Below are 16566 nucleotides of genomic sequence, written 5' to 3' on the forward strand. Positions count from 1 at the left end.
CATGACGGAGGTCGTCCCGGACCCGCCGCGGCAGCGGCTGCACCCGCTGAGCCCGCTGCTGAACGGCGCCCGCACGCTCGTGGTCATCATCGGCGCGGTCTCGCTGTCGCAGATCAACGAGTTCGGCTGGGAGCGCTTCGCGCTCACGTTCGCCGTGATCGCGGCCGGCATCGTGGTGTTCTCGCTGATCAACTGGTGGAACACCGGTTACCACGTGGTCGGCCGCGAACTGCGCATCCACGAGGGCCTGTTCTGGCGGCGCACGCGCGCGATCCCGCTGGAGCGGCTGCAGACCGTGGAGGTGCGGCGCCCGCTGCTGGCGCAGCTGACCGGCCTGGCCGAGCTGCGGCTGGAGGTGGTCGGCGGCGGCAAGACCGAGGCTCCGCTGGCGTTCCTCACGGTCGCGGACGCGGAGGCGCTGCAGGAGCGCCTGGTGCGCCTCTCCGGGCCACAGGCCCGCGAACAACAGGCCGCCGAGGGTACGGCGCCGGACGGCACGGCCGCGCCCGGCGCGGAGGCCACGGAGTCCACGGAGGCCGCCCCCGCGGCGTACCCCGGAAGGGACTCGGGTTTTCCGCTGCACGCGGTGCGCAACGCGGACCTGGTGCTGAGTCAGGTGCTCACGCCGCAGACGTTCTTCCTGCCGCTGGGCGTGGCGTCGGTGCTCGCGCAGTTCAGCTTCGTGGGCGAGTTCAATCCGGTCGCGATCTTCTCCACGCTCGCGGCGGTCGGCGGCGTCATGCTGGCGCCGGCCCGCCGGGTGCTCAACGACTGGAGCTTCCGCCTCTCCGACGTGCCGCTCAGCGGCGAGGGCCGGGGCCTGCGGATGGCGTACGGGCTGCTGGAGACGCGCAACCAGACCGTGCCGCTGCACCGGCTGCAGGCCGTCACCGTCACCTGGCCGCTGCTCTGGCGGGCCAAGCGCTGGCTGCGCGTGCGCTTCTCGGTGGCCGGCGTCGCGGGTCCGGCCGACGGCAACGAGCAGCAGTCCGACCGGCTGCTCCCGGTCGGCGACCCGGAGACCGGGCGCCGGCTGGTCGCGCTCGCGATGCCGGGCCTGGACCTGTTCACCGTGCGCGTCGCGCCGCCGCCGCCGCGGGTGCGGTGGCTGCACCCGTTCGCCTGGTCGCGGATGGGCGTGGGGCTGAACGCACGCGTGTTCACCGTGACGAAGGGCGTGGTCACGCGCGAGTTGGTGGCGGTGCCGTACACCCGGATTCAGAGCGTGCGCGTGGTGCAGGGACCGCTGCAGCGGCGCCTGCGGCTGGCCACCGTGCACGTCGACACCGCGGGCGGCGGCGGGGCGGAGGCGCCGGACCGCGACATCCACGAGGCGTGGGCGCTGGCCGCCGCGCTCACCGCCCGCGCGCACGCGGCCCAGGCCGCGCCGGCCGCCCAGCCTGCGGCGATGTGATCTTGACATAGCCTGCACGGCGCCTGGGTGCGCTCTGCGCATAGGCTGTGGCCATGGAAGAGCAGCCGGCACCGGTCCTCGCCCCCGGCCTGACCGCCCGCGTCGAGCTGGCGGTCGGCGACTCCGACACCGCGCAGGCGCTCGGCTCCGGCGACGTGCCGGTGCTGGCCACACCGCGGGTGCTGGCGCTGGCCGAGACCGCCACGGTGGCCGCGACCGCCCGGCAGATGCCGAGCGGCATGACCACGGTCGGCGTCCGGGTCGAGCTGGCGCACCTGGCGGCCACGCCGATCGGCCGCACCGTCGCCGCGCAGGCCACGCTCGCCGAGGTCGACGCCCGCCGGCTGGTGTTCGAGGTGCACGTCACGGAGGTCGCCGACGTGCCGTACGAGCAGCGCCGGGTGGTCGCGGAGGGCCGCGTCGAGCGGATGCTGGTCGACCGGCAGCGCTTCCTGTCCAAGGCGTTCGACTGAAAGGGCATCCGTGAGGTTCGTTGAGGTCGCCGACCGCGTCTACGTGCTCCGCTACCCCATCCTGGACGTCAACTCGACGCTGATCGTCGGGGACGGCGAGGCGCTGCTCGTCGACACGCTCGCCACCGGCCGCCAGGCCGCCGACCTGGGCGAGGCCGCGCGTGCCATCACCAGCTTCCCGTGGGCGCTGGTGAACACGCACCACCACTTCGACCACTGCTTCGGCAACGCCGCGCTGGCCGATCCGATCCGCCCGGTCTGGGCGCACGAGGAGGCGAACCGGCTGCTGCTGGAGACCGCGGAGGCGCAGCGCGCCGAGTGGATCGCGCGCTGGTCGGAGAGCGACCCGGTGCACGCGGAGGACCTGGCCCGGGTGGAGGTGCGCGGCGCCAGCGACACGTTCGCCCAGGACATCCCGCTGGACCTCGGCGGCCGGCTGGTCCACCTGCGCCACCTCGGCCACGGCCACACCGCCGGCGACATCGTGGTGCACGTGCCGGACGCGGGCGTGGTCGTCGCCGGCGACCTGGTCGAGGAGTCCGCCGCCCCGTCGTACGGTGACGACTCGTACCCGCTGCACTGGCCGGAGACGGTCGCCGCGCTGCTCCGTCTCGACCCGCTGACCACGATCGTGCCCGGCCACGGCGCGCCGGTCGACCCGGCGTTCGTCAAGGCCCAGCACGAGGACCTGACCACGGTCGAGTGGACGCTCCGCGAGGCCTACGGCGACGGCGCCCCGGTCGAGGACGCGGTCCGCGCGGTCCTGGAGAAGTCCTCCCTCGCGCTCACCGACACGGCCGCGCGCTCGGCCGTCCGCCGCGCCTACGCCGACCTCTCCGGCACCACGTCCTGACTCGGCGTCACTCCGGGAGGGTGATGCAGGCGAGGCGGGGGCCGGCGGTGCCGGCGCGGCCGGGGGCGGTGTCGGTGTGCTGGGCGTGGATGACCAGGGAGCGGGGTGGCGCCTCCTGGTTGAACCGCCACGCCACGCGGGAGTTCACGGAGGCGGTGCCGGCGACGTCGGTGGTGAAGTCGAGCCAGACCTCGTTGCTGGGGTTGGCGTAGGACGGGTCCACCGACGGCGGGGAGGCGGACGCCTTCGGGTCGCGGTGGTGCTGGTAGTGCGGGCCGGCGTCCTCGCCCTTCGGGCCGCAGACGTTCGTGTGCAGGTGGGCGCCGTACGCGCGGGACGGCAGCAGGCCCTCGACGTCGAGCTGCACGGTGGTCTCGACCACGGCGGGTGAGACCGTGACCAGCGCGCTGGCGCCGATCGGCACGAGCGCGGGATCGTAGGTGATCGCGGTCTGGTCCTCGGCCCAGGCCGCGAACGTGCCGCCCTCCGCGTACGCGCGGAGCACGGACGCGGTCGACGGGGTCGACGGCAGCGCGGTGTCCCGGTCGTCCGTCCCGCATCCGGTGGCCGCGGTGACCAGCCCCGCCAGCCCGAACCCGATCATGAGTGCCCGTCGCATCCGCCCACTCCTAACCGAAAAATCCGACAAATCATGGTATTGCGCTGCCCATTGTTCCAGGGTTCCACTCGCCGATGGTGCGGAAGGCCTGGGAGGATCGGGAGAAATCTGTCGGGGAGGGCACGGGAATGGCGTACGCGGTGGTGCTCGGCGAGGCACTGATCGACCTGCTGGAGACCGAGCACGAGGGCCGGCCGGTCTACCGCCAGGTGATCGGCGGCGCACCGCTCAACGTGGCCACCGGCATCGCCCGGCTGGCCGGCCCGGGACACGCCGAGTTCGGCGGCGCGCTCGGCGACGACGTGCTGGCCGGCCGCATCGAGGCGTTCCTCTCCGACGCCGGCGTCGGCACCCGCGCGGTGGCCCGCGTCGCGGCGCCGACCGCGCTCGCGGTGGCCACGTTCGACGGTGCCGAGCCGGACTTCCGCTTCTACGGCGAGCCGCCGTCGTACGCGCTCTACGACGACGTGCCGCGCGACCTCGTGGACCGCGCGGCCGTGCTCTACTGCGGCTCGATCAGCCTGCTGCGCGCGCCGTTCGTGGACGCGGCGCGCGCGGCGTGGGCGGCCGGCGGCCCGCTGCGGCTGTTCGACCCGAACGTGCGCCCGCGGCTGCTGCCGGACGAGGCCGCCTGGGAGCGGCAGCGCGCGCTGGTCACCGAGTTCGCCGCCCGCGCCGACCTGGTCAAGCTCAGCTCGGTGGACGCGGAGGGCCTCTACGGCGAGGGCCCGGCCGAGGTCGCGCGCCGGCTGCACGCGCTGGGCACGCCGGTCGTGGTGGTCACCGCGGGCGCGCGCGGCGCGCTGGTGTCCACCGGGGACGAGCAGTCGTTCGTGCCCGCGCCGGTGGTCGAGGCGGTGGACGCCACCGGCGCCGGCGACTCCGTGATGGCCGCGCTGGCGTACCGGCTGATGATCGAGGGTCGTCCGGCCGGCCACGCCGGGTGGCGCAACTACGCCGAGTTCGCGCTCTCCGTGGCCGCGCTCGTCTGCGAGCGGGTCGGCGGCGCGGTCGCGATGCCGACGCTGGACGACCTGTCCCGGCGCTGGGCCGAATAAAGATCATTGAACAATGCTCACCTGGGGATATGTTCGAGCGCACCGATTCGTGGTTTCGGGGACACGATAGTTGCGTTAAAGCAAAGTTTCCCATTCGGCGCGACGGTCCACACGGGGCTAGATTGACCGTGCCACAAGAATTTCTCACCTAATCGCACATCCCGCATTCGCGCGCCATCGGCCCGCGAAACGGTCCCGCACGCCCGAAAACGGTTCTCCCCCGGCTCCCGACCGGCACCCCACGGCCGCGCAGACCACGACGCCCATCGTGCGGCCGGGCGTGACCGCACCCCCGAATCCCCCAGTGTCCCGGAGACCTCCATGCCGTATGCCACGGCCCGGCAGGACCCGCCCGGTGTGCGACCGGCCGCCCTGTCCCCACTCGAGCACGATGCCCGGATCACCGCCACCCGTACCCAGAAGATCGTGCTGGGCATGCTCGGCGCGCTGCTCGCCCTCGCCGTCGCCGCCGCCGCCTTCGGATGGACCGGCGGCCTGCTCGCGCTGCTCGCGCTGATCACCGCGCTGTACCTGGCCGATCTGGCCTTCTGCGCATGGCTGGTGACCGGCACGATGTGGCGCGACCGCGCGCACCGACCACCCGTACCCCTGCTGGAACTGCCGCGCTGGCCCACGTTCACCGTGCTGTGCCCGATGTACCGGGAGACCGCGGTGCTGCCACAACTGATCGACGCGATGGAGGCGCTCGATTATCCGAAGGAGTCGTTGCAGGTGCTGCTGCTGCTGGAGGAGGACGACACGGAGTCGGTCACGGCCATCCGCGGCATGCGGCTGCCGTCCACGTTCGAGGTCGTGGTGGTGCCGGAGTCGCGGCCGAAGACGAAGCCGAAGGCATGCAACCACGGCCTGCTGCTGGCCCGGGGCGAATACGTGGTCATCTTCGACGCCGAGGACGTCCCCGAGCCGGACCAGCTCAAGAAGGCCGCGGTCGCGTTCGCCACCTCGCCGGCGAAGGTGGCCTGCCTCCAGGCGCCGCTGAACTTCTACAACCCGCGGCAGAACGTGCTGACCCGGCTGTTCACCGCCGAGTACAGCCTCTGGTTCGACCTGATGCTGCGCGGTCTGCAACGGATGGACGGGCCGATCCCGCTCGGCGGCACGTCGAACCACTTCCGCACGGAGGTGCTGCGCGGTCTGGGCGGCTGGGACCCGTACAACGTGACCGAGGACGCGGACCTCGGCATCCGGCTCTACCGACAGGGGTTTCGGACCGGGATGCTGGACAGCACGACGTACGAGGAGGCGAACCCGGAAATCCGCAACTGGATCCGGCAGCGCTCCCGATGGATCAAGGGTTACCTCCAGACGCTGCTGGTGCACACCCGCGGCGGCTGGGTCTCCGACCGGCACTTCCCGACGTTCCTGCTGGTCGTCGGCGGCAAGGCGATCGTGAATTACATCAACCCGCTGATGTGGGCGCTGACGATCACTTATTTCGTATTCCGCGGCACGATCGGCGACGAGATCGAGGCGCTTTTCCCGGCCCCGGTCTTCTACGCCGCCGTGGTCACGCTGCTATTCGGAAATCTCTTGTTCGTCTATACATTCCTCCTCGGCAGCGCGCGCCGGGGAAATCACGACCTCATCAAGTACGGCCTGCTCGCCCCGTTCTACTGGCTGCTCATGTCGGTGGCCGCGCTCAAGGCGCTCGGCCAGCTCGTGTTCAAGCCGCATTACTGGGAGAAGACCGAACACGGCCTTCACCTCGGCAAGGGCGGTGCGGCATGACCACTACCGTGGAGGCGACGGCGGCACCGTTCCGCTACCGCCCGCCCGCGCGGCTGACCTCACTGTCCGTGGTGATGCCCGCCCACAACGAGGGCGAGAACATCGAGGCCGCGATCCTGGAGGCGCTGGAGGCCGCGACCTCCGTGTCGGACCGCTACGAGGTCGTGGTGGTCGACGACGGCAGCACGGACGACACCGCCGCGGTCGTGGAGCGCCTGATCGCCACGTACGGCGAGTCGGTCCGGCTGATCCGCAACGAGGTCAACCTCGGGTACGGACCGACCGTGCGCAGGGCGCTGGAGAGCGCGCGGATGGACTGGATCCTGTTCACCGACAGTGACTGCCAGTTCGACCTGAGCGAGGTGGCGCTGCTGGTGCCGCTGACCGACGACGCCGACATCGTCAGCGGCATCCGCCGGAACCGGCAGGACACGTTCCGCCGGCGGCTGAACGCACACATCTTCAACGCGGCCGGCCGCGCCTTCTTCGGCACCGGCGTCCGCGACGTGGACTGCGCGTTCAAGCTGATCCGCCGCTCCGCGTTGCGCGGGCTGGAGCTGACCGCGACCAGCGCGATGATCAATACGGAGCTGTTCTATCAGGCGCGCCAGCACGGGTTGCGCGTCGTGGAGCAGCCGGTCACCCACCTGCCGCGGAGATTCGGCGAGGCCAGTGGCGGCGACCCGCGGGTGATAGCGCGCGCGATCCGCGAGTTCTTCGTCATGCGGCATCGGTTCAACGGCGTGGCGCGGTCCCGGCTGCGGCTGCACACCCGGCTGGCCGGCCTGCTGGCCGCGGTCGCGGGGCTGCTGGCGACGTGGTGGACCGTGGCGAACGGGCACGTGCTCGCGTACGGCGACTCCGAGGCGCACCTGAACATCGCCAAGCGCGTGGTGAGTGGCCTGACCAGCGGGCTCGCCCAGCTCGGCAGCGTATGGCTGCCACTGCCGCACCTGCTGATGGCCCCGTTCGTGATCCACGACGACCTGTGGCGGACCGGCCTGGCGGGCGCGGCCGTCGGCGTACCGTCGCTGATCCTGCTGTCCGTGTCCAGCTTCAAGCTCGCGCACCTGCTCACCGGCAGCGTGGCGGTGAGCTGGCTGGCGCCGCTGGTCATCCTGGCCAATCCGAACACGCTCTACCTGTCCGCGACACCGATGACCGAGGTGCTGCTGCTGGCCATGGTCACCACGTCGGTCTACTTCCTGGCCAAATGGATCATGAAGGACGGCGTGAACGATCTCGTGCTGGCCGGGCTGTTCGGCTGCCTGGCCACGCTCTCCCGGTACGACGGCTGGGCGCTGGTCTGCCTGGAGGCCCTCGCGGTCGGCGTGATCGCGCTGGTCCGGCACCGGCGGGCGCGCAGCGTCGAAGGGCTGGGCGTGCTCTTCTGCGTACTGGCGTTCTCCGGCATCGGCGCCTGGCTGTTGTGGAATCAGCTCATCTTCGGCGATCCGCTCTACTTCGCGGACAGCGTCTACGGCTCCGCGGAGCAGCAGCAGTTCTTCCTGCGCCACGGGCTGCTCCCGACGTACCACGATCTGGGCGAGTCGTTCCTCTACTGGTTCGAGGACGTGCGCCTGATCGCGGGTGCCACGCTCGGCGTGCTGGCCGCGGCCGGCCTGGTCGTCCTGCTGGCGCGCGCCGTGCGGCACCGCACGCTCGGCCCGGTGCTGATCGCCGGTGTGGCATTGAGCTGCTTCGCGTTCTACATCCTGTCGCTCTACCTGGGGCAGGCGTCGCTGATCCTGCCGCGGTTCGCGCCGGACACCAGCCCGTACACCATGTCCAACCTCCGGTACGGCCTTCAGGCACTGCTCCCGATCGCGCTGTTCACGGCCGTGCTGGCGTCGCTGAAGCCGCGGATTCTGGTGCCGATCCTGGCCGTGGTGGTGCTGGCGCAGGGCGTGGCGCAGGTGGCGACCGGCCGGGTGATGTCGTTCGAGGACGGCACCCGCGGCCTCTCCTCCCAACTGGTCTCGAAGGGCCCGGACAGCCCACCGGTCGAGGCGTGGATGCGCGCGCACTACGACGGTGGCCTGGTACTGATGGACGACTACCGGCGGCCGATCGGCCCGGTGGAGAGCGGCGTGCCGATGAGCCGCTTCATCGGCGTGGGCAACAAGCCGTACTGGGCGGAGAGCCTGGACAATCCGGGACGGTGGGCGACCTGGATCATCCTCCAGCAGGGCGAGACGGACGCGGTGTGGCGCGGCTTCACGCCACAGAGCCGCACGATCCTGGAGGACCACTTCGTCGAGGTCTACCGCAGCGGGTCGATCCACGTCTATAAGCGGCGGCCTGCCGGGGACGGGTTCGTGGTCAAGCGCGGCCAGCACCTGTACCTCGGTGACCAGCGGTGGAACGCGGTCGGCGTGAACAGCTACGACCTGCTCGAGCAGACGCCCGCCACGATCGAGACCCGGCTGCACGCGCTGGCGAACGACGGCCACAACACGGTACGCACATGGTGCTTCGACGCCGACGGCGGTGTCACGACGGAGACGCTGGCCACGCTGGATCACGTGGTGCGGACCGCGCACGGGCGGGGCCTGCGGATCATCTGCACGCTGGCCAACTTCTACGACGACTTCGGGGGGCCGGCGCACTTCGCGCCGACTGGCGACTTCTACTCGTCGGAGGCGGCGCGGACGGTGTACCGCGACCAGGTGCTCCGAATCCTGGAGCACCGGGGCGCGGACGGCACCCGGCTTGCCGACTCGCCCGCGATCCTGGCCTGGGACCTGATGAACGAGCCCCGGCCGTACTCGGGCACGCCGGACGGCGCGGTGGCGCGGTGGACCGAGACCATGGCCGGGTTCATCGGCAGCCTGGACCAGCGGCACCTGGTCACGGTGGGAAGCGAGGGGTTCATGGGCGGCTACCCGCACGATCCCACGCTCGCCGGGCGGCCGGGCGCGGACTTCGGCACGCTCTGTTCCGTACCGTCGATCACGCTCTGCTCCGTCCACCTGTTCCCGAAGTACCTGTCGTCGCCCGCGGACGTGGGTGAGCGGGCGCAGGCGTGGCGCGCCGAGGCGGACCGGCTGCGCAAGCCGGTCATCATGGAGGAGGTCGGCTTCTCACTGTCGGACGGCGGCGACGAATTCGCGCGCGCCGCGTTCTACGCCGAGACGGCGAAGGCGGTCGGCTACAACGACCTCGACGGGGCGCTGCTCTGGAACCTCGGCGCGGACGCGGATCGCACGTTCACGCTCAGCTACGCCGACGCGGCGTCGCGTGAGGTTCTGACGAACTGGGCGGAGACGATCCCGGCGGCGGAGTGAAGATCATGTAGCCGCCGGGCGGGCACACCGGGACGGGTGACGACACGGTAACGTCGAGGGATAATCCCTCGGCCCGCGGATCACCCCTCCCGCGCGCCGGCACTCATCCCCGGGAGGCAGGACCCATGGCCGAGAAAGAGGCCCCGAAGACGGAGTCGCACGACCCCGACTTCCCCGAGGCGCTGCTGCAGTTCATGCGCTCCGGCTGGCGGGACGACTCGCTCACGGTCGCGCGGGTGACCGAGGCCGACCGTTACGCGGCCCGACGCGCCCGGCTGTCCGCCGCGTTCCCCGGCGAGACGCTGGTCATCCCCACCGGCCAGGAGAAGGTCCGGGCCAACGACACCGATCACCCGTTCCGGCCCGGCAGCGACTTCGCGTACCTGACCGGCGACCACGACCCGGACGGCGTGCTGATCATGCGCCCGTCCGGCGACGGCCACGACGCGGTCCTCTACACCCGGCCGCGCTCCTCCCGCGAGACCGACGAGTTCTTCCGCAGCCGCGACGGCGAGCTGTGGGTCGGCCGCCGCCACACGCTGGCGGAGAAGTCCACGCTGCTCGGCATCGAGACCGCGGCGCTGCGCGACTCCGAGGCCGCGCTCGCCGGCTGCGCGCCGGCCCGCACCCGCGTGCTGCGCCGCATCGACCCGCGCGTCGACGCCGCCGTCCGGCCGTACGATCCGGAGAAGGCCGGCGCCCGCGACCGCGAACTGGCCTGGACGATCTCCGAACTCAAGCTGGTCAAGGACGAGTGGGAGATCGCCCAGCTGCAGGCCGCGATCGACGCCACCGTCCGCGGCTTCGAGGACGCGGTCCGCGTCATCCCCGCCGACCGCGGCGTCTCCGAGCGGCTCATCGAGGGCGTCTTCGGCCTGCGCGCCCGCCACGACGGCAACGACGTCGGCTACGGCTCCATCGTCGGCGCCGGCGCGCACGCCACGATCCTGCACTGGGTCCGCAACAACGGCGTCACCACGCCCGGCGAGCTGCTGCTGATGGACATGGGCGTCGAGGGCAACCACCTCTACACCGCCGACGTCACCCGTACCATCCCGGTCAACGGCACGTTCTCCCCGCTCCAGCGCCAGGTCTACGACATCGTGCACGCCTCCCAGCAGGCCGGCATCGACCTGATCAAGCCCGGCGTGAAGTTCAAGGACGTCCACGAGACCTGCATGCGCGTGCTCGCCGAGGGCCTCTCCGACCTCGGCGTGCTCCCGGCGAGCGTGGACGAGGCCATGGACCCCTCCTCCACCGTCTACCGCCGCTGGACCCTGCACGGCTTCGGCCACATGCTCGGCATCGACGTCCACGACTGCTCGCACGCCCGCAAGGAGGCCTACCGCGACGGCGAACTCGGCGAGAACTTCGTCCTCACCGTCGAGCCCGGCCTCTACTTCCAGCCGGAGGACGACCTGGTCCCCGACGAACTGCGCGGCATCGGCATCCGCATCGAGGACGACGTCCTCGTCACCCCGGAGGGCGCCGTCAACCTCTCCGCCGGCCTGCCCCGCAGCTCGGCCGAGGTGGAGACGTGGCTCGCCGCCCAGCGCGAGGCGGGCCCCCGCCTCCCCGGCGCCTGACCCGGCCCGCTTCGTGGGTACGTCACGGTTCACGTGACGTACCCACAGGCCTTTCTCTGCCCGCTTCCGGCGGGCCGAGTCCCGCACGCTCCCGCGGGCACCGGTCGTCGCAGCGCTCCTCCCTGCACGATCCGAGGCCCACCCCACCGCCGCACGCCCGGCGCGACCCGCGCCAAACCCACCAGGATCGGTTCGTCGGCGCGCCGATCCGGGATCAGCCGGAGACCCCGCCGGTAAGCAGTGCGTAGGCCAGTGACGTCACCGAATGGTGGGCGGCGTTGCCCCGGCGGCTCGTCGTGAGCAGCCCGGCGGCGCGCAGGACGGCCAGATGCTGCGAGGCGGACGGGGTGCTGATGCCGGCCCGGCGCGCGAGATCCGTGGTGGTGCCGGGTGCGTCCGCGGCGGCACGCAGCACCGCCGCGCGGGAGCGGCCGAGCAGCGCCGCCAGCGAGTCCTCCCCCGCCGGGCCGCCGGGTGCCGCGGAGCCGGGCTGGGGCGATGCGACGGGGTAGGCGATGAACAGCGCCGCCGGGTCGGTGCCGACCCAGGGTCGGACGGCCGCCACCGACGGTACGAAGGTGACCCCGGCGCCGTTGGGCCGCAGGTCCACGTCGTGGTCGGCGTCGACGACGAGCACCGGATTGTGCCAGCGGACGCGGGGGTGGATCGTGCCGAAGAGGCCCTCCACACCGGACAGGGCCAGCGAGCGCGCCTTGGCCCGCACGTCGCGCTGGACGTCCGCGCTGGCGTCGGAGCAGGCGGGGGCGGTGTGGCGGTCGTGCTCGCGGCGTACCGCGTCGATCAAGCGGTGAAACGCGGCGCGCTCGCCCGCGGCGAGGCTGTGGTGCCAGGCGTTCAGCGCGCCCCCGGTGAACGCGACGAGTTCGCGGCGGATCCGGGACCGGCCGGTGTCGGCCAGCCGGGACAGCGACGCGTCCAGCGGCTCCGGCGCGGGACCGTCCGGCAGCGGGGCCAGGAAGTCCGGGTACGCGCCTGCGTGCGCCAGATCCCGCAGCTCGCGGCCCGGGCGGGTGGCGCGGGCGGCGACGGTGGCGAAGACCTCGTGCAGCGGCAGCGGCGCCGGGAGCAGCCGGGTGCGCGCGAGGTCGTCGGGGCCGAGCCAGATGCGGATCATCCGCGTGCCGTGGTCGCCATGCCGACGAGACGCCGCGGCCGGCCGGATACGTTGTCACCCCTGGCGATCGAGGGCGATACATAGCATCCTCGACGAGGGTCATCGCGGTCGTCGCGCGGCCCGGGCGGCACAGTACGATCATCGGCGCCGCGGGACAAGGGAGAGTCACAGCGATGCCGAGTCGCGATTCGGGCCGGGACAACGAGCCTGAAATACCTGGTGGTCGACCGACGGACGGTTCCGCTCCCCAGCCGGGGACGCCACCGGCCGGCCGGATCGACCACGAGGCCACGATCGTCATGCCTCTGGTGAAGCCTCGCACCGCCCCGGACGCCGGCACCACGCCCGCCGCGACCCCGCCGGGTCCCGCCGCCCGCGACGACGCGGCCACGCAGGCGCTCCCGACGCTCGACCCGCAACCCGCCGACGCCCCCACGGCCCGCGACCCGGAGCCGGCCCGCCGGGACGCGGCCACCCAGGCGCTCCCCGCGCTGGATCCGAAGCCCGCCGCCACGGACGCCCCGGCACCGGGCATCGCCGCCCCGTTGAGCGAGGACACCGTCATCCTGCCCGCGCTCCGCGGCCGCACCACCAAGCAGGAGCGCGAGCGCCCGCCCACGAACATCCAGCCACCCGCCGAGCCGGAGACCGAGCCGGCCGCGGCCCCGCCCGTGCCCGCGCAGCCCGAAGATCCTGAAACGCCGCACCGCCGGGGCCCGTCCCGCGCCATGATCGGCGTGGTGATCGCGGTCGTGCTGGTGCTCGCGGCCGCGTGGTTGCTGGTCAGCCTGCCCGGCGTGCCCGGCGGCGCGGACTGGGCCGGCAGCGGCGACCGCAAGTGGCCGCCGGACGCGCCCAGCGTCACGCCCACCACGGAACAGCAGGTCAGCGCGCCACCGCCGAGCGCGCCGTTCGTGTCGCCCGCGCCCGGTCAGAGCACGGACAACGGCCTGGTCGTCCCGCCGCCGAGCCCGGCCGCGCAGCGGCCGGCCGCCGCCACCCCCAACCCCGGTACCTCACCCAGCCGCGACCCCGCGCCCAGCACCGGCGGCGCCGCGAGCCCATCGGCGCCGGCCGGGCCGCTGGACGGCGAGGCCGGCACCGCGCCCAGCCAGATCGAGGCGGAGAGCTTCGCCTGGCAGTGGGGCGTGACGGCGGCGGCACTCGACGGCGCCTCCGGCGGGCGCGGCGTCTCCGCCGTCAGCAACGGCGACTGGCTGCGCTTCGACTCACTCAACTTTGGCAACGGCGCCCGCACGCTCACGGTCCGGATCGCCAACGGCTCCGGCTCCGGCGGCCGCATCGAACTCCGCTACGACAGCCCGTGGTCCTCCCCCGCCGCGTCCGTCGCCGTCGACAACACCGGCGGCTGGGCCCAATGGCGCACCCGCAGCGTCTCCTGCACCCCCACCACCGGCACCCGCACCGTCTTCATCTCCTTCGTCAGCCGCTCCTCCACCGATTTCGTCTACCTCGACTGGGTCTCGTTCGCTTAGCACCGGCTTTCCCGCTCCCGGCCCGGTGCGGCCCGCATGCTCCCGCGGGCACCGCGCCAACTCCGGGGACGACCCCGGACCCCGACCTTCCCACTCCCAGCCCGGTACAGCCCGCATGCTCCCGAGGGCCGACCTCCGGCTCCCCTCCGGCTCCGCTGGCGCTCCGCTCCGGTCCGCCGGTCGGAGGCGGTATCCGTGTGGTCACCACGACCCGCGACCACCATCGTGGTCACGCCGCGCCACGCGACGGACGACCGGCTCTCGCCGCACCGGACGGCGCACACGCCGCGCGGCGCGCCGGACCACAACGCGACCACCGCCACGGCCGCGGAGCCGCACGGCCGCGGAGCCGCACGGCCGCGGAGCCGCACGGCCGCGGAGCCGCACGGCCGCGGAGCCGCACGGCGGCGAGGACGCACGGCGCGGAAGCGCCACGCGATCGCCGCTGCCGTCTGGACCGGCACGGCGAAGGCCACGCGACCACCACCACCGCCGCGTGCGGAGGCGCGGCCGGTGGCCGGGCTGGCCGGGAGTGGCGGGTTGTGGTGAGCGGTTGCGGAACCGGCTCCGATGCGGCGGCGGAGCGAAGGCGGAGCCGGCGCGAGGTTGGCCCGCGGGAGCGTGCGGGGCGCGACCACGCCGGAAGCGGGAATATCGGGGTCGCGGTTGTCCGGTGTCCGCGGGGAGGCCGGATCGGAAGCGCGGAGAGAGGCGGGGGCAAACGGCCCTTGGGCAGGGCGGATGTGGGAATATCAAGGGGCGGAGAGGGAAGCCCCAAACCCTCATAAACACCCCGCACCGGCCGATGGGACGCCGAAGACCCAGTTCAGCGGAGATCGGACCCGGGCGGCGGCGATGGCAGCGCGTGAGGCGAAGGACAGGCACACGGGCATCCGGAGGCGGGATGCGGCGCCGCGTGACGGGCGGTCGGCGGGGCGGCAGCTGACGTTCTACTTCACGGTGCTGGTGGTGCTGCTGGCGCTGACCGCGGTGGCGCGCGCGGTGGTGATGGAGTACGCGACCCGGCAGATGACCGAGGTGGCGAACCGCTGGTATCCGGCCGGCGTGGCGAACGCGTCGGTGCTGCAGTCGCTGAGCGACGTGCAGTCGGGGATCCGGGCGTACCAGCTGACCGGCGACACGGCGTTCCTGGACGCGTACTCGGCCGGTACGGCGGGGTTCCTCGCGGCCGTGGACGAGCTGCGCCCGCTGCGCGACTCGGATCCGGATCTCGGCACGCTGCTGGACCGGCAGGAGACGCTCGGCACCCGGTGGTGGCAGACGTACGCGGAGCCGGTCGCGAACGGGCGGGACATCGACCCGGCGGAGGCGGCGTCCGCGTTCGCGCCGATCCCGGCCGCGAACGCGGAGGCCCGGGCGCGGATCGACGTGAACGCGGCCGCGTCGATGGCCGCGGCGAAGGACCTGATCCGGCTGGTGAACGCGGTCTCCGCGCTGATCACGCTGGTCACCGTGGCGGTCACGCTGTACCTGGCGTACCGCGCGGTCGGCGACATCATCCGGCCGCTGCGCGCGCTGACCATCACGCTGCGCCGGCTGAACCGGGGGGACTTCCACGAGCGCGCGCCGGTGTTCGGGCCGGCCGAGGTGCAGAACGCGGCGACCGGGGTGAACGCGCTCGCGGTCGAGAACCAGCGGCTGCGCGTACGCCAGGAGCACGAGGGCCACATGCGCGAGGTGGCCCGGACGATCGGCGTGGCGGTCCGCGCGCACCTGGACATCGACACCGTGCTTCAGGAACTGGTCGACAAGCTCGGCCCGGTGATCGGCGCGGACCGGGTGTACGTGCAGCTCTCCGGCCTGGCCGGCGGGCTGCGCCTCAAGCAGTGGCACGCGCCCGGCCTGGTGCCGCTGCCGCCGAGCCTGCTCACCCAGGCGCCGGGCCGGATCGACGCGGCCATGTCGGAGCAGGACCCGGACGCACCGCCCGGCATCCACGTCCGGCAGGGCCGGATTCTGATGGAGGTCGGCGGCGAGGACGGCGCGTCCGGCACGGTCACCATGGCGTTCCCGCGCGAGTACGAGGTCCCGGAAGGTGAGCTGGGCCTGCTGGCGCTGGTCCGCGAGGACATCGAGCGCGCGCTGCACCACGCCTCGATCTATGCGGAGCAGAGCCGGCTGCTGGCCGAGGTCAAGGCCCTGGACGAGCACAAGGAACGTTTCCTCGCCGACGTCACCCGGGAGATCCGCAACCCGCTGAGCAGCATTCAGGGCTACCTGGAGCTGATCGACGAGTCACCCGCCGAGATGCCCGCGCCCGCCCGCAAGATGATCGGCGTGATCGACCGCAACGCGCACCGGCTGCGCGCGCTGGTCGACGACATGGTCACGCTCTCCTCGATCCGCCCGCGGATGGCCAGGGCGAAGGGCCGCCCGATCCCGATCGCGGACGTGGTGACCGCGGTGGCGGACGAGTTCCGCCCGCGGTTCGAGGCGCAGGAGGTCACGTTCACGGTCGACTGCCGTGCCGCCGAGGCCGAGGTCGGCGGCGACGCGGAACTGTTCGCCCACGCGCTGCGCAACCTGCTGGACAACGCCGCCAAGTTCACCTCGAAGCCCGGCACCGCCACGCTCCGCTGCACCATCCCGCCCCGCAAGGTCGGCGACGCCGGCACCTCCGTGATCACGGTCAGCGACACCGGCATCGGCATCCCCTCCGAGGAGGTCGACCGCGTCTTCGGCGAGTTCTACCGCGCCTCGAACGCGGTCCGCGCCGCCGTCGAGGGCCCCGGTCTGGGCCTCAGCCTGGTCAAGGAGATCATCGAGGCGCACTCGGGCCGCATCAAGATCACCTCGGAGCTCAGCCGCGGCACCCAGGTCACCGCCGAACTCCCCCTGCTCCGCGCCGCCCCGACAACCGCCTGAAACCCCTCAC

Annotated in this window: 11 protein-coding genes; 9 read left to right on the forward strand and 2 right to left on the reverse strand. The window is 72.7% G+C overall.

Annotation, left to right across the window (positions count from 1 at the left end; translation table 11 throughout):
* The first annotated feature begins 1 nt into the window (after position 1).
* From J2S41_RS23535 to J2S41_RS23545, 3 genes are read left to right on the forward strand one after another with little or no spacing between them, the layout of a single operon-like run.
* A complete protein-coding gene (locus J2S41_RS23535) occupies positions 2–1414 on the forward strand; it encodes a PH domain-containing protein (protein WP_310370552.1) in 1413 nt (470 codons plus the stop codon).
* A 53-nt stretch (positions 1415–1467) separates the two neighbouring features.
* Positions 1468–1887: a thioesterase family protein gene (locus J2S41_RS23540; RefSeq protein WP_310370554.1), complete on the forward strand. Its 420-nt coding sequence runs from the start codon at positions 1468–1470 to the stop codon at positions 1885–1887.
* Positions 1888–1897: 10 nt separating this feature from the next.
* Positions 1898–2740, forward strand: coding sequence for an MBL fold metallo-hydrolase (locus J2S41_RS23545; RefSeq protein WP_310370555.1), 843 nt, complete (start codon positions 1898–1900; stop codon positions 2738–2740).
* A 7-nt stretch (positions 2741–2747) separates the two neighbouring features.
* On the opposite strand, the gene J2S41_RS23550 is transcribed toward J2S41_RS23545, so the two are convergent.
* Positions 2748–3359: a superoxide dismutase family protein gene (locus J2S41_RS23550; protein WP_310370556.1), complete on the reverse strand. Its 612-nt coding sequence runs from the start codon at positions 3357–3359 to the stop codon at positions 2748–2750.
* Positions 3360–3487: 128 nt separating this feature from the next.
* On the opposite strand from J2S41_RS23550, the gene J2S41_RS23555 reads away from it, so the two are divergent.
* The 4 genes from J2S41_RS23555 to J2S41_RS23570 all read left to right on the forward strand — a co-directional run bounded on the left by J2S41_RS23555 (position 3488) and on the right by J2S41_RS23570 (position 11039).
* Positions 3488–4417, forward strand: coding sequence for a carbohydrate kinase family protein (locus J2S41_RS23555; protein ID WP_310370557.1), 930 nt, complete (start codon positions 3488–3490; stop codon positions 4415–4417).
* Positions 4418–4738: 321 nt separating this feature from the next.
* Positions 4739–6166 carry a glycosyltransferase gene (locus J2S41_RS23560; RefSeq protein ID WP_310370558.1) on the forward strand — a complete coding sequence of 476 codons (1428 nt, stop codon included), beginning with the start codon at positions 4739–4741 and terminating at the stop codon, positions 6164–6166.
* Positions 6163–9453 (forward strand): glycosyltransferase, encoded by a 3291-nt coding sequence (locus tag J2S41_RS23565; protein ID WP_310370559.1) that lies wholly within the window; start codon positions 6163–6165, stop codon positions 9451–9453. The genes J2S41_RS23560 and J2S41_RS23565 overlap by 4 nt, the downstream gene beginning before the upstream one ends.
* A gap of 125 nt (positions 9454–9578) precedes the next feature.
* Positions 9579–11039 (forward strand): aminopeptidase P family protein, encoded by a 1461-nt coding sequence (locus J2S41_RS23570; RefSeq protein WP_310370561.1) that lies wholly within the window; start codon positions 9579–9581, stop codon positions 11037–11039.
* 214 nt (positions 11040–11253) lie between these two features.
* Here J2S41_RS23570 and J2S41_RS23575 read toward each other — a convergent pair whose 3' ends face one another.
* Positions 11254–12174 carry an ArsR/SmtB family transcription factor gene (locus J2S41_RS23575; RefSeq protein ID WP_310370563.1) on the reverse strand — a complete coding sequence of 307 codons (921 nt, stop codon included), beginning with the start codon at positions 12172–12174 and terminating at the stop codon, positions 11254–11256.
* Positions 12175–12473: 299 nt separating this feature from the next.
* Here J2S41_RS23575 and J2S41_RS23580 point away from each other — a divergent pair, with 299 nt between their 5' ends.
* Together J2S41_RS23580 and J2S41_RS23585 are read left to right on the forward strand one after the other, a co-directional pair.
* A complete protein-coding gene (locus J2S41_RS23580) occupies positions 12474–13670 on the forward strand; it encodes a carbohydrate-binding protein (RefSeq protein ID WP_310370565.1) in 1197 nt (398 codons plus the stop codon).
* An 855-nt stretch (positions 13671–14525) separates the two neighbouring features.
* Positions 14526–16556, forward strand: coding sequence for an ATP-binding protein (locus tag J2S41_RS23585; RefSeq protein ID WP_310370566.1), 2031 nt, complete (start codon positions 14526–14528; stop codon positions 16554–16556).
* Positions 16557–16566 lie beyond the last annotated feature (10 nt).

Origin of the sequence: Catenuloplanes atrovinosus (assembly GCF_031458235.1) — a bacterium.
GTDB classification, from domain to species: Bacteria; Actinomycetota; Actinomycetes; order Mycobacteriales; family Micromonosporaceae; genus Catenuloplanes; species Catenuloplanes atrovinosus.

Coding starts and splice junctions, on each gene's coding strand:
- J2S41_RS23555 (WP_310370557.1), top strand. CDS start 3,488: ATGGCGTACGCGGTGGTGCTCGGCGAGGCACTGATCGACCTGCTGGAG.
- J2S41_RS23535 (WP_310370552.1), top strand. CDS start 2: ATGACGGAGGTCGTCCCGGACCCGCCGCGGCAGCGGCTGCACCCGCTG.
- J2S41_RS23540 (WP_310370554.1), top strand. CDS start 1,468: ATGGAAGAGCAGCCGGCACCGGTCCTCGCCCCCGGCCTGACCGCCCGC.
- J2S41_RS23575 (WP_310370563.1), bottom strand. CDS start 12,174: ATGATCCGCATCTGGCTCGGCCCCGACGACCTCGCGCGCACCCGGCTG.
- J2S41_RS23560 (WP_310370558.1), top strand. CDS start 4,739: ATGCCGTATGCCACGGCCCGGCAGGACCCGCCCGGTGTGCGACCGGCC.
- J2S41_RS23570 (WP_310370561.1), top strand. CDS start 9,579: ATGGCCGAGAAAGAGGCCCCGAAGACGGAGTCGCACGACCCCGACTTC.
- J2S41_RS23580 (WP_310370565.1), top strand. CDS start 12,474: ATGCCTCTGGTGAAGCCTCGCACCGCCCCGGACGCCGGCACCACGCCC.
- J2S41_RS23550 (WP_310370556.1), bottom strand. CDS start 3,359: ATGCGACGGGCACTCATGATCGGGTTCGGGCTGGCGGGGCTGGTCACC.
- J2S41_RS23565 (WP_310370559.1), top strand. CDS start 6,163: ATGACCACTACCGTGGAGGCGACGGCGGCACCGTTCCGCTACCGCCCG.
- J2S41_RS23585 (WP_310370566.1), top strand. CDS start 14,526: ATGGCAGCGCGTGAGGCGAAGGACAGGCACACGGGCATCCGGAGGCGG.